The organism is Micromonospora sp. NPDC050187 (genome assembly GCF_044459745.1).
Taxonomy (GTDB): Bacteria; Actinomycetota; Actinomycetes; order Mycobacteriales; family Micromonosporaceae; genus Micromonospora.
Genome location: NZ_JBITJH010000023.1, coordinates 13,855 through 27,043 on the forward strand (window position 1 = coordinate 13,855; position 13,189 = coordinate 27,043).

Genomic DNA, 13,189 nt, shown 5'->3' on the forward strand with positions numbered 1-13,189 from the left:
CGCCGGATGTCCGACCTGACCCTCTTCCTCGGTGGCGACGTGATGACCGGCCGGGGTGTGGACGCGATCCTGCCCGCACCCGGCCCTCCCGAGCTGCGCGAACGGGCGGTACACGACGCCCGCGACTACGTCGACCTCGCCCGAACCGCCAACGGGCCGATCCCGTGCCCGGCACCCCCGGCCTGGCCCTGGGGCGAGGCGCTCGCCCTGCTCGACGAACTCGGGCCGGACGTACGGGTGGTCAACCTGGAGACCGCAGTGACCGCCCGGGGCGCGCACGCACCGGCCAAGGCCATCCACTACCGGATGCACCCGGGGAACCTGGCCTGCCTGACCGTGGCCCGGCTCGACGCCTGCGCGTTGGCCAACAACCACGTCCTCGACTTCGGCCCGCTGGGGCTCACCGACACCCTCGACGCCTTGTCCGGCGCCGGCATCGCCACCGCTGGCGCGGGCCGGGACGCGGCGTCGGCCGGCGGACCCGCCCGGGTGCCGCTCGGCCAGGGCCGCGACCTGCTCGTCTGGTCGGTGGCCGCGCCGTCGGCCGGCGTGCTCCCGTCCTGGGCGGCCACCGCCAGCGCGCCCGGGGTGGCGTACCTGCCGGAGATCTCGGTCGCCTCGGCGGACGCGCTGGCCGGGCGGATCACCGCCGTGGCCGGGCCGGGCGACCGGGTGCTGGTCTCCGTGCACTGGGGCACCAACTGGGGGTACGACGTGCCGCCCGGACACGTCGACTTCGCCCACCGGCTGATCGACGCCGGCGTGGACGTGGTGCACGGCCACTCGTCACACCACCCGCGACCGGTGGAGGTGTACCGCGACCGGCTGGTCCTCTACGGCTGCGGCGACCTGATCGACGACTACGAGGGGATCGGCGGGCGCCAGGAGTACCGGCCGCGGTTGCGGCTGCTGTGGCTGCCGACCCTCGACGCGACCACCGGCGCGCTGCGGCGACTGCGTGCCGCCCCGGTGCGGATGCGCCGGATGCGGTTGGAACGGGCCGCGCCCGACGAGGCCCGCTGGCTGGCCGAGCTGCTCGGCGGTTTCGGCCCGCCGTTCGCGCCCGGTTTCACCGTCACGCTCGACGGACTGCTGGCCCTGCGCCGGCACTGACCCTGTGCCCGCCGCTGACCCTGCGTCCGCGCTGACCTGTACCCCTGTCCGCCGGGCGGACCGGCTGGTCGAGCCGTGGCCCACGCCACCTGCGGGACGGGGCGCGGCGGTGCCACGACAGGGCGGGCTCACCATGGTTGCATGACGCGTCCCTCGCCGCCGTGCCGGACGGCCACGCCCTCGGCCGCCGAGCGGGTCCGGCCCCGGCGGGTGGCGCGGTGACGACGCTGCCCGCGCCGGGCGCCCCACGCCGGTCGGCGGCCGGCGTGGTCTGGGGCGTGGCGGTGGCCGCGTACGTGGCCGCCGTGTTCCATCGCAGCTCGCTCGGCGTCACCGGCGTCGACGCGGCGCACCGCTTCGACATCAACGCCTCGGCGCTGGCCACCTTCTCCGTCGCCCAGCTCGCCGTGTACGCGGTGATGCAGGTCCCGGTCGGCGTACTGCTCGACCGGTTCGGGTCACGCCGGCTGCTGATCGCCGGCGGCGCGCTGATGGTCGCCGGTCAGCTGTGCTTCGCCCTCGCCACCGACGTGCCCCTCGCGGTCGCCGCCCGGATGCTGATCGGGCTCGGCGACGCGATGACCTTCATCAGCGTGCTGCGGATCGTGTCGCTGTGGTTCCCGGGACGGCGTTACCCGATGATGACCCAGCTCACCGGCACACTCGGTCAGCTCGGGGCGATTCTCGGCGCCGTACCGCTGGTGGCCCTGCTGCACCGGGCGGGCTGGACCCCCGCGTTCCTCACCGCGGCGGCGGTGGGGTCGACGGTGCTGATGATGATCGTCGTCACCGTCCGGGACGCCCCGGGCGGGGAGGTCGCGACCGTTCCGGCGCCCGCCCTCATCGACGTCCGTCGGAAACTCGCCGACGCGTGGGCCCACCCGGGGACCCGGCTGGGGCTCTGGACGCACTTCGTCACCCAGTTCTCCGGCGCCGTGTTCGGCCTGCTCTGGGGGTATCCGTTCCTGGTTCAGGGACAGGGACTCAGCCCGACCACGGCGGCGTCGCTGCTCACCCTGATGACCGCCGCCATGCTGGTGACCGGGCCGGTGGTCGCGCACCTCTGCGCCCGGCACCCGTTCCACCGGTCGGCGCTGGTCTTCGCGATCACCGGCGCCACCGCCGTGGTCTGGGGCGTCGTGCTCGCCTGGCCGGGACGCGCGCCGGCCTGGCTGCTGGTCACGCTGGTGTTGGTGCTGGCGGTCAACGGACCGGGCTCCATGATCGGGTTCGACTACGCGCGCAGCTTCAACCCGGTCAACCGGATCGGCAGCGCCACCGGTGTCGTCAACGTCGGGGGGTTCGTCGCCTCGATCGTGCTGGTGCTGGCCGTCGGTGTGGTGCTCGACCTGGCCACCCCGGCGGGCCGGGCCGCCCCGGACCTGACCGCCTTCCGGTGGGCGTTCGCCACGCAGTACGTCCTCTGGGCGCTCGGCGCGGTCCAGGTGCTGCGCTACCGCAACGCCGCCCGCCGGGACCTCGCGCGGACGCGGGGCGCCTCCACACCGGGCGGCGTTCCGTGAGCAGTTGTCCCTGCTCCCGCGCACGCCGGCGTCACTCCACGACAGCCTCCCAGATCTCCGCCACCGCCGGCGCGTCGGGCGGCAGACCGGCGACCTGGGCGACGAGGAGTCGGCCGGTGTCGACGAGGTGTCGGCGCATCGCCGCCTCGGCGGCGGCCGCATCGCCCCGGGTGATCGCCGCGATCACCGGTTCGTGCTCGTCCCGGATCTGGTGCAGCGATCGGCCTTCGGGCGAGGTGGGGGGCGCGAGCAGTTCGGTCGTCGCGCGGAGTGCGGCGACGATGTCGGCTGCGCGTCGGTTGCCGGCTCCCCGCAGGATCCGGTCGTGGAGCATCCGATCAGCCGCCCAGAAGGCGCGCTCGTCGTCACGGCGCAGGGCGGCGTCGAGGGCGTCCAGAGTGTCGGCGACGTCCAGGCCGGCACCGGCTGCCCGTCGCGCCGCCGGCGGCTCCAGGGCGAGACGGACCGCGAAGATCTCGGCCACGTCGCGAGGGTCGGGCAGGACCACGCGGAAGCCACGGTTGCGTTCGAACTGCACCAATCCCGTCTCGGCCAGCCTGAGCAGCGCCTCCCGCACCGGGCTGCGCGACACGCCGAGCAGTTCCGCGAGCTGGTACACGGAGTACAGCTCGGAGGGCACGAAGCGTCGGGACCTGATTCCGTCGCGTACGGCCTCGGCCACCCGGTCCGAGAGGTTCGGCGGCAGGCTCAGGGACAGGTCAGGCATGAGTAACATGTTACATGTGACGCGCAATCCATCCCGCTCGACCGACCTGGTCGGAGAACTGCGCCGCGCCGGGCTCGAGGTACGAGACGACACGGGAACCAGAGCCATGTACTCCACCGACGCCTCGCTCTACCGCATCCCGCCGATGGCCGTGGTCCGACCACGTGCGGCGGACGAGGTCGCGGCCACTCTGGAGATCGCCCGCGCGGCGGGCGTCCCGGTGACCTCGCGGGGAGCGGGCACCTCCATCGCCGGCAACGCGGTCGGACGGGGCATCGTGCTCGACTTCAGCCGCCACATGAACCGGGTGCTGAGCATCGACCCCGGGGCCCGCACCGCGGTCGTACAGCCCGGCACGGTCCACGCCGCCCTGCAGAAGGCCGTGCTGCCGTACGGAGTCCGCTTCGGCCCCGACCCGTCGAGTCACACCCGGTGCACGATCGGCGGGATGATCGGCAACAACGCGTGCGGCAACCGCGCGCTCGGGTACGGCCGGACCTCGGACAACGTCCGGGGTATGACGCAGCTGCTGGCGTCCGGCGAGTTCCTCGTGACCTGGCACGACGACGACGGCACTCCGGTCGCCCACGGCCCGGCGGGGCTGCTGGCCTCCCTCCGGCAGGTGATGGGGCGCCACCTCGCCACCGCCCGCACCGAGTTCGACCGGTTCGGCCGACAGGTCAGCGGCTACGCGGTGCAGCATCTGCTGCCGGAACGCTTCGACCTGAACCAGGCCCTGGTCGGATCCGAGGGCACCCTCGCCGTCGTCACCGAGGCGACCGTCCGTCTGGTCGAGGATCCCGACCACCGCGTCCTCGTCGCGATCGGCTTCGAGGACATCGTCCGCGCCGGTGCGGCCGCCCCCACGGTCAAGGCCTTCGGGCCGACCGCCTGCGAGGGCATGGACGAGCGACTCGTCGCGGTGCTGCGGTCGTGTCGGGGCGACGCCGCCGTCCCGCCGTTACCCCGGGGCCGTGCCTGGCTGTTCGTCGAGATCGCGGGGGACGACCGGGGGGAGGTGCTCGACCGCGCCCGCGCGCTCATCCGGGCCGGACTGGGCGTCGAGTCGATCCTGGTCGACGATCCCGCCACCGCGGCGCGACTGTGGCGGATCCGCGAGGACGGTGCCGGTCTCGCCGGTCGGGCCCCGTCCGGCCGTCCGGCCTGGCCGGGGTGGGAGGACGCGGCGGTCCCGCCGGAGCAGCTCGGCTCCTACCTGGCCCGCTTCGACGAGCTGGTCACCTCCTACGGCATGACCTCGGCACCGTACGGCCACTTCGCCGACGGCTGCATGCACGTCCGTCTCGACTACCCGCTCGACCGGCCGGACGGCCTACGGCTGCTGCGCCGGTTCCTCGTCTCCGCCGCCGAACTGGTCGCCGAGTACGGCGGCTCGCTCTCCGGAGAACACGGGGACGGTCGGGCCCGTGGGGAGCTGCTGCCGAAGATGTACTCGAGCGACGCCATCGCGCTCTTCGGCCAGATCAAGCACGCGTTCGACCCCGACAATCTGCTCAATCCCGGAGTGCTGGTCGACCCCGACCCGTTCGACGCCGACGTGCGGGTCGCGGCGGTGGTGCCGTACCGCTCGCGGCTGGCCTTCGCGTACTCCGACGACGACGGGGATCTCGCCCAGGCGGTGCACCGGTGCACCGGAGTCGGAAAGTGCCGGGCGGACAACTCGGCGGCCGGCGGGGTGATGTGCCCGTCGTACCTGGCGACCCGGGAGGAGAAGGACTCCACCCGTGGTCGGGCCCGGGTGCTGCAGGACGTCGTCCGGGGTGCCGTCGACTGGCGGGACCCGGCGGTCGCCGACTCCCTCGACCTCTGCCTGGCCTGCAAGGGCTGCGCGTCCGACTGCCCGACCGGCATCGACATGGCGACGTACAAGTCGGAGGCCCTGCACCAGAGGTACCGGGGCAGGCCGCGTCCGCTCTCGCACTACACCCTGGGCTGGCTGCCCCGGTGGAGCCGGCTGGCCGGCCACGTCCCGAGGATGGCGAACCTCGCCCTGCGCCTTCCGCTGCTGCGTCGGCTGGCACCGGCCCTCGCGGGCGTCGACCGCCGACGATCGCTTCCGGCCTTCGCGCACACGCCGTTCCGGAGCTGGTGGGAAGCGCGGGTGACCCCCACCGCCGGCACCGGCAGACCGGTTATGGTCTTCGTCGACACCTTCACCAACTCGTTCTCGCCGGTGGTGGCCGAGGCGGTGGTCCGACTGCTCCGGACGGCCGGCTTCGAGCCAAGACTGCCGGCGACGCAGGTGTGCTGCGGGTTGACCTGGATCAGCACCGGTCAGCTCGACTCCGCCCGGCGCGTCCTGGGCCGGACCGTCGCCGAGCTCGCCGTCGCGGCACGGGCGGGTGTGCCGGTGGTGGGCGTCGAGCCGTCCTGCACGGCGGTCCTGCGCTCCGACGCGGTCGAGCTGCTGGCCGGCACCGACCGCGCGGCCGACGCCCGCGCCGTGGCGGCGGCCACCAGGACCGTCTCCGAGCTGCTCGCGACCGTCGACGGCTGGAGCCCGCCCGACCTGACCGGCACCGTCGTGGTGGCGCAACCGCACTGTCACCACCACGCCGTTCTCGGCTGGTCCGCGGACCGTGCCCTCCTCGAACGGACCGGGGCCACCGTGACCACGGTGGCCGGGTGCTGCGGACTCGCCGGCAACTTCGGGGTCGAGCGGGGCCACTACGAGGTGTCCGTCCGGGTTGCCGAGCAGAACCTGCTGCCGGCCCTCGACGCCCACCCGGACGCGGTCGTGCTGGCCGACGGTTTCTCCTGTCGTACCCAGATCGCCGACCTTCGTCGCCGGCCGTCGCTGCACCTGGCCGAACTGCTGGCCGGGCCGGGCGACGCCCGCTGACGGCGGGCCATCGGATCCGGGTCCACAGTGGCACTACGATGCGAGTGTGGCTCACGTTGCCCGGGTCCGGAGGCCGTACCCGCTGCTTGTCGCCGCCGTCGTCCTGTTGGCGCTCGGCGCGGGGGTGGCCTGGGGCGTCGGTGACACGCTCGGGCTGAGCCACTCCCCCGCCGCCGTGCCGCGCGAGGAGGTCACCGCCGCGCCGCCACGGGTGGCCGCGCCGGCACCGCCGTTGGCGTCCCTCGTCGTACCCGACGAGCCGCGCACGCTGAAGGCCGCGACCGCCGTCGCCGACGCGCTCGTCTCCCGTGGCCTGCCCCGCCCGGTCGTCACCCCGGCCGCGTCGCGCCCGGTCACCTCCGGGACCGCCCCGGGCGCGCCGGCAACGGCCGGACCGGCGACCGGCCCCCGTCGGACCGGCGCGGCGCTGTCGGCGGTGACCACTCTGCGGGCGACCGTGCTCGCCGGCCCGGCCGGGTCGCCGGAGTCGTACCGGCTCGCCGTCCGGGGGACCGAGCTGGCCGTCGAGGGGGGCGACGTCGCGGGCGTCTCGGCCGGGTTGTACCGGCTCGCCGACCGGATCCGCTCCGGCGCCGAGCCGCTGCCCGCCGCCGACGCCGGCCGGGTGGTCACGCCCCGGCTCGGCCTGCGGCTGACCGACGCGGGCTCGGTGGGCCGCGAGCCCGACCCGGCCGCCTTCGCCGCCGGCGACGACTACAACCTGAACACCGACGTGGTCGGGCAGGCGCTGCTCCCGCAGGCGCCGTGGGTGGACGCCGGCGCGGTGGCCCGCATCGACGCCCAGTTCCGGCAGTTCGTCGACCACTCGGTGGCGCAGGGCTACAACGGGATCGTCGTGCCCGGCTTCCTGGAGTACGTCACCTTCGCGAAGGTCGGCGACGGGCGGGCGGTCTACCGGCCGGGCGACCCGCACGTCGACCGCGCGAACGCGATGGTCGCGGCGTTCGGCCCGGTCTTCCGGTACGCCGAGGAGATGGGCGTGAAGGTCTTCCTGCTCACCGACATGCTCGCGGTGTCGCCTCCGTTGGAGGCGTACCTGACGAGGACCGTCGGCGGCCTCGACGTGGCCGATCCCCGGTTGTGGGCGGTCTACCAGGCCGGGCTGGCCGAGCTGTTCGAGAGCATGCCGTTCGTCGACGGCCTGATGGTCCGCGTCGGTGAGGGCGGCGAGGTGTACGCCGAGGACGGCTGGGACTACTCGTCGAAGCTCGTGGTCACCACGGAGGCGTCCGTGCGCGCGATGCTGCGGGCGCTGCTGGACACCGCGGGCGAGGCGGGCCGGGAGGTCGTCTTCCGCACCTGGACGGTGGGCGTCGGCGCCGTCGGTGACCTGCACACCAACCCGGAGTCGTACGCGCAGGTGCTGGGCGGGTTCGACGACTCCCACCTGGTCGTGTCCACCAAGTACACCCTCGGCGACTTCTACAGCCACCTGCCGCTGAACACCACCCTGCTGGCCGGTGGGCACCGTCGCATCGTGGAGTTCCAGGCCCGGCGCGAGTTCGAGGGGTTCGGTTCGCTGCCCAACGACCTCGGCCCGCTGCACCGCCAGGCGTTACGCGCGTTCCTCGCCGCCAACCCGAAGGTCGAGGGCGTCTGGAACTGGACCCAGGACGGCGGCCCGCTGCGCGCCGGGCCCATGTCGCTCCACCTGCGCGCCGGATTCTGGCAGCTGTACGACCTCAACACGTACGCCGTCGGCCGGCTGGCCTGGGACCCGGACGTCGACCCGGCGCAGGTCACGGCGGACTGGGCGTACCGCACGTTCTCCGCCGACCCGGCCACCGTCGCCGCGATCGGCCAGGCCATGGCGCTGTCCCGGCCGGCCGTCACCAAGGGCCTCTACCTCGGGCCCTACGCCGACCGGTCGGTGCGGGCGCTCGGGCTGGAACCGCCTCCGATGATGTGGATCTTCGAGTGGGACATCCCGACCGGCGACTCCGCCGCGCTCGGCAGCGTCTACGCGGTGACCGGCGGTCGCGTGGACGAGGCGGTCGACGAGGGCGGGCAGGCCGTCGCGCTGGCCCGACGCATGCGCGACCTGGTCGCCGCGACGGATCCGGCGACCTGGCGGGACGCCGGGCTGCGCGGGCACTTCACCAGGACGCTCGACTACCAGGTGAACCTGTTCGAGACCCTGGGCGCCTACCGGACCATGGTGCTGCGGCACGCGCAGTGGCTGGACACCGGCTCCCCGGCCGCGTACGACGACTGGCGGTCGGCCGGGACGGCGTACCGCGCTGCACGCGACGTGCACCGGCAGCGTCACGGCACCGACCTGGACCTGCCGGCGTACAACTTCACCGCCGCCGACCTCGGGGCGGCGCGCGCGGACCGGGACCCGGCGATGGCCTGGGCGGCCCGGGTGCTGCTCGGGTCGATCCTGCTGGTGGTGCTGCTCGGTCTGCGCGGGCGCGGCGTCGGCGGCGCCGCCGCGCGGGGGCTGCTGCTCGGCGCGGTCCGACCCTGGCGGGTCGCCGCGCTGCCGACGCCCGCGTCCCGGGTGGACCGGGTGCTGGTGTGGCTGGTCCCGGCCGTGGTGCTGGTGGCGAGCCGGCTCGTCCTCACCTGGTTCGCCGCCCCGGCGCACCTGCTGGTCACGCTCGGCGGGTGGGCGCTGTTCGCCCTCGTCGCACGCCTCGTCGTCGGCCGGCGGGACCCGTTCCACCTGTGGGCCGTGGTCGGCGGCGTCGCGTTGCTGCGCAGCGTGCTGCTGCTGACGGCGCTCGCCGGACGCGGACCGGGGAGGTACTGGTTCGCCTTCTGGACCGAGCCGACCCCGCGCACGGTGTACGTCACCGTCGCCTTCGCGGCGTTCTGCTGGCTGTTCGTGGCCACCGCCGTGGTCCTGCGGGACCGGTACGGTCTGCGGCGCCGCAGCGCCGTCGGGCTGACCGTGACCGCTGCGGGCGTCCCGCTCGGCGTGCTGTCCGGCCTGGTCGCGGCGGTCGGCCTGGAGCGCGCGCTGACGGTGTGGAACGACCAGCTGGTGCTGCTGCCCTGGGGCCTGTCCCGCATCCTCGGCATCACCGTCCACCTGGGCATTCCCGTCGACCTCCCCGGGTACGCCGCCGGCGTCGGCGTCGCCCTGGTCGCCGTCGGCCTGCTCCTGTCACGGAGCCGCCGCCGCCTGACCGCTCCGGTGGTCCCTCCGTCCGGGTGACGACGACGGGGGCGATCCGTGCCGCGTCGTCGCCGATGGTGCATCTGTCGGCATCGTGGGACGCCGACGAGACGGCACGGGGCCCATGGTCGCAGAACGATCATGGGCCCCGTGCCTGCCGCAGCCGAGCTCTGGGCCTCGGCGGTCGAGGACACGAAGGGGAAGCCCTCTACGAGGGCACGCCCGAGGTCGGCGGACCGCCGGATCTCATCGGCTCACGACCGTCACGCCCTTGACGTAGTGGGCCTTCACCTGGTCCGGGGTGAGCGCGCGATCGTAGACGGCGACCTCGGACAACCACCCGCCGAAGGGGTTCCCCGCGTCGTCCCCTCGTGCCCCGATCTTCAGCGAGGCAGCCCCGTCGGCCGGCATCCTGCTCATCGGCACGGACGCGCGCTCGGTGCCGTCGAGATAGATCTTGAGCGTCGAACCGTCGAAGACGGACACCAGGTGGTGCCAACCCCACTGCAGCACGGGGGCATCGGCCGGACCGGTGGTGGACAGGGTGTCGGAGAGGTTCATCGCCGCCGGCCGGTTCTTCGCGCCCAGGCGCAGGAGATACCCGTTACGCGCGGGCGGATCGTACTTCTCCAGTACGCCCTGGTCGCCGCCCTCCCGGACGTAGACCCACGCCTCCAGGGCATAGGGACCGGTCAGGCTCAGGCTCGGCGAGTCGGGTACCTCGATGTAGCCGCCCTCAAGGCTCATCGACCGGCTGTTCTCATCGGCCAGCGGTCCCGGCTGGCCCTGGACCACGGTTCCCCGAACGACCCCGTCGTTGCCGCGCCCGGACCTGTCGAGCGCTGTCGTCCCGCTGTCGTCGAGCCGCCAGTAGCCGACGGCGCCGTCGGCCCGTACCAGGTCCGAGTAGGTGCCGGAAGTCGGCCGGGCCACCGTCACGGTCTTGGTGAACGCCCTCGGCTGCCCGCCGTCCGGGCGTGCGGTCATGGTGATCCGGTAGTCACCCGGTGCCGCGTCAGCCGGGACCGAGACGCGTGCGCGGACATTCTGCCAGGTGAGCCCGCTCTTGGCGTTGCGGGCGAACGGGGTCTGCCCGGACCGTGCCGTCCATCCGTTCGGCAGGTCCACCGAGATCCGGCCCTTGACGACACCGGTCCCGGACATCTCGACGAGCATCCCGAGGTCGGCCGTCGCCCCTGGCGCCACCATGGTCGCCAGGTCCGCCGCGACGATCTGTGCCCTGGACACCGGGGCCACCGGAACCGGCGTCACGGTCGCGCGAACGGTCGTCGTCCCGGTGGTCGGGACGGTCACGACATCGTCCTGGACGGCCACCGCCCGGCCGTTGGCCGTCGCACCGTCCAGTCGGTAGCCCGCGGGCAGTCGGAGGTGCAGCTTGACCCGCTGGAGTTCGGGCCGTCCCGCCGCAGCGGGTGGTGGCGTGATCGTGGCTTCGACCGTGCCCCGGGCAACCGTCGAGGTGATCGAGTATGTCACCGGACCGAACAGGGTCGGCAGCTTGGTGACCCCGACCGTCTGGCCGTCGGACAGCCACGGCTTGGGCGTCGCCGGGGCCAGGTCGAGCTCGGTCGGCACACCTGCGGCGTCGAGGGTCTCGTTGACGAGCATCCCCCGCAGCGCCTTCAGGTACGTGGCGTTGTTCGGTGACAGGGGTGCCCGGAACTGGGAGCGGTAGTACTCCATCGGGCACGGCGCGACGGTTTCGCCCTCGCCCCCGATGAAGGTGTTGCGGGTGAAGCCCTGGGCGAGCATGCCGTAGAACGTCAACCCGATCCGATCGGCGTCACCGATCTGGTCGAGGTACTTGAGGTAGGACCAGCCGTACTGCTGGTCGACGCCGCTCGACCGGTAACCGTCCGCTGCGGGCCACGGGCCGGCAGGGCGCGTCTGGCACGCTTCGACCGGCTCACCGGAGAGGTTGAACCGGGTCAGCCCGAGGAACAGGCCGCCGTGGTTGTTGAGGAAGGCCGTCAGGCCCTTCCCGAGAGTGCTGTCGGGATCGATCAGGCCGCTGCCCAGCGCATACGGCATGATGAGGTTCCAGTAGCTGCCGTGCTGCGAGTCCGTGATCATCCCCGCCGGGTCGAAGTCGTTGGGATCGAGCAGCGCGATGGGCACGAAGATCGAGCCGTCGGGCAACTGCGTCTTGCTCCGGTTGATCGCGTCGAGGGTCGCGGCGCGCAGCCCGTCGGCCTGTGCGGTGAAGGCCGCTGCGTCGCCGGGGCGGCCGATGAGGCGCAGCACGACGCCCATGTCACGCAGGCCCCGCCACACGTCGGACTGGTGGTGGATGCCATGGGCCTTGGTGCTGTTGTCGGAGTAGAGGCTCGTCTTGGCGAGCAGCCCGTTGGGGTCGTTGGTCCGCTGCTTCGCGATGTCGGCGAACCACGCCTTGAAGTCGGCAAGGTGAGTGGTGATGAGCGCGGAGTCGCCGGTCTGGAGGACGTACCGTGCGGCTGCCTGGAGCTTGATGCCCCGCTCCCAGGTCGTGAACCCGTCGAGGTACTGCCCCCGGACGAGGAACTCGTCCATCGTCTGCCGGGTGCGCGGCGCGTAGCCGAAGTCGCCGAGCGACCCCACCGTGGCCACCACCTCGGGGATCCACGCGAACTTCGGGTCGTCGGGCAACTCGTAGCCGTTGCCGATCGTGAGGTTGTAACCCATGACGAGGTTGGTCAGCAGCATGGACCGCATGGCGTCGGCGGCGTACTTCTCCGGAATCTGCACCCCGCTCCCGGTGTCGAGCTGGCCCTTCCAGTAGGCGATCATCTGTGCCCGTTTGGTGTCGTATCCGCTCTTGTCCATGACGACCGTCCCGAGCGCCTGGGGCTGGTTCATCAGGAGCAGGTGGACCTCCGCCGGGCCTCCGCTGAGGTCGAGGGTGTAGGTCAGGTCCGGTGCGCTCCACGCCGCCTGGCCGCTGTGGGCGAGGGCGAGCTTGTCGCCCACCTTGAGGTTGTTTCCGGTAGCCACGGCCCCGGCGACGTACATGCCGTTCAGGTTGACGCGGAGTTTGGCCGACGTCTGGCCGGAGTTCCCCGGCCGGACGGTGAAGCGGACCATGCTCATGAGCCGCGCGGAGTCGGAGAACCGCGTGACGAAGGACTCCCGTTCGTAGATCCGTCCCTGGCGGTCGGTGTAGCGGTTCTGCAGCACGGGCTGGTAGCCGTCGGCGAGCGTCGGCTCGTCGAGCCTGGTCTCGGCCGACCCGTAGAGTTCGGCCCCGTCGCCGACGTAGAACTTGACCCACTGCCGGGTCCGCCCGTCGGCGAAGTCCGAGTTGATCTGGCTACCGTCGGTGAAGTGGAAGCTGAAGTCCCGCTGCGCGCTGAAGTTCTTGAGGTCCGGCATCGGGTACGTCAGTGGAAGGTTGTTCCACCGGGTGTCGTGCCAGAAGTCGTCGCCGTGGCTGGCCGGCACGAGAAGATCCTGCATGTTCGCCATCGTCGGGCCGCCGGGCAGCGCCATGAGCTGCTCGCCCCACGTGTCGGTCCCCTGCCGTAGGGCCGCCTGGACGCGCTGGACGTATCCGTCCGGGAACGCCGGCTGGTCCGGTCGACCGCCGACCGGCCCGTCCGGCATGGCGTCTCCACCTGACGGCCCACCCGTAGCCGGGGGTGAAGCCGGCGCCACTGCCGCAACCGGCGCCTGGACGGCTCCCCCGGCTGCGAGACACACCACCAGGAGTGCAGCCACACGTGTCCATCGATTCGTACTTCGTCTAGTAGCCATCAGCCCTTCTCCTTATCGAGTCGGTGACCGCGACGCAGGCTGGCGGGCGTGCGCTCGGTATCCAG

6 protein-coding genes are annotated in these 13,189 nt (G+C 72.9%); 4 read left to right on the plus strand and 2 right to left on the minus strand.

The genetic code is table 11. From position 1 onward, the window contains the following. Positions 1–6 precede the first annotated feature (6 nt). Positions 7–1,113, plus strand: a complete 1,107-nt coding sequence (locus tag ACIBJE_RS26740) for a CapA family protein (protein WP_396752947.1) — start codon at positions 7–9, stop codon at positions 1,111–1,113. A 218-nt stretch (positions 1,114–1,331) separates the two neighbouring features. Then, positions 1,332–2,636: a nitrate/nitrite transporter gene (locus ACIBJE_RS26745; protein WP_396752949.1), complete on the plus strand. Its 1,305-nt coding sequence runs from the start codon at positions 1,332–1,334 to the stop codon at positions 2,634–2,636. A gap of 31 nt (positions 2,637–2,667) precedes the next feature. On the opposite strand, the gene ACIBJE_RS26750 is transcribed toward ACIBJE_RS26745, so the two are convergent. Then, positions 2,668–3,363 carry a GntR family transcriptional regulator gene (locus ACIBJE_RS26750; protein ID WP_396752951.1) on the minus strand — a complete coding sequence of 232 codons (696 nt, stop codon included), beginning with the start codon at positions 3,361–3,363 and terminating at the stop codon, positions 2,668–2,670. A 7-nt stretch (positions 3,364–3,370) separates the two neighbouring features. Here ACIBJE_RS26750 and ACIBJE_RS26755 point away from each other — a divergent pair, with 7 nt between their 5' ends. Both ACIBJE_RS26755 and ACIBJE_RS26760 read left to right on the plus strand, forming a co-directional pair. Then, on the plus strand, positions 3,371–6,226 hold the full coding sequence (locus ACIBJE_RS26755) for an FAD-binding and (Fe-S)-binding domain-containing protein (RefSeq protein WP_396752953.1): 2,856 nt from the start codon (positions 3,371–3,373) through the stop codon (positions 6,224–6,226). 46 nt (positions 6,227–6,272) lie between these two features. Beyond that, positions 6,273–9,410, plus strand: coding sequence for a hypothetical protein (locus ACIBJE_RS26760; protein WP_396752955.1), 3,138 nt, complete (start codon positions 6,273–6,275; stop codon positions 9,408–9,410). 207 nt (positions 9,411–9,617) lie between these two features. Here the strand turns inward: ACIBJE_RS26760 and ACIBJE_RS26765 are convergent, their stop codons facing one another. Continuing rightward, positions 9,618–12,974, minus strand: coding sequence for a LamG-like jellyroll fold domain-containing protein (locus tag ACIBJE_RS26765; protein WP_396752957.1), 3,357 nt, complete (start codon positions 12,972–12,974; stop codon positions 9,618–9,620). Positions 12,975–13,189 lie beyond the last annotated feature (215 nt).

What these genes read in the sequence shown, in the direction of transcription:
- ACIBJE_RS26750 (WP_396752951.1), bottom strand. Translation starts at nt 3,363, where the DNA reads ATGCCTGACCTGTCCCTGAGCCTGCCGCCGAACCTCTCGGACCGGGTG.
- ACIBJE_RS26740 (WP_396752947.1), top strand. Translation starts at nt 7, where the DNA reads ATGTCCGACCTGACCCTCTTCCTCGGTGGCGACGTGATGACCGGCCGG.
- ACIBJE_RS26765 (WP_396752957.1), bottom strand. Translation starts at nt 12,974, where the DNA reads ATGCCGGACGGGCCGGTCGGCGGTCGACCGGACCAGCCGGCGTTCCCG.
- ACIBJE_RS26755 (WP_396752953.1), top strand. Translation starts at nt 3,371, where the DNA reads ATGTTACATGTGACGCGCAATCCATCCCGCTCGACCGACCTGGTCGGA.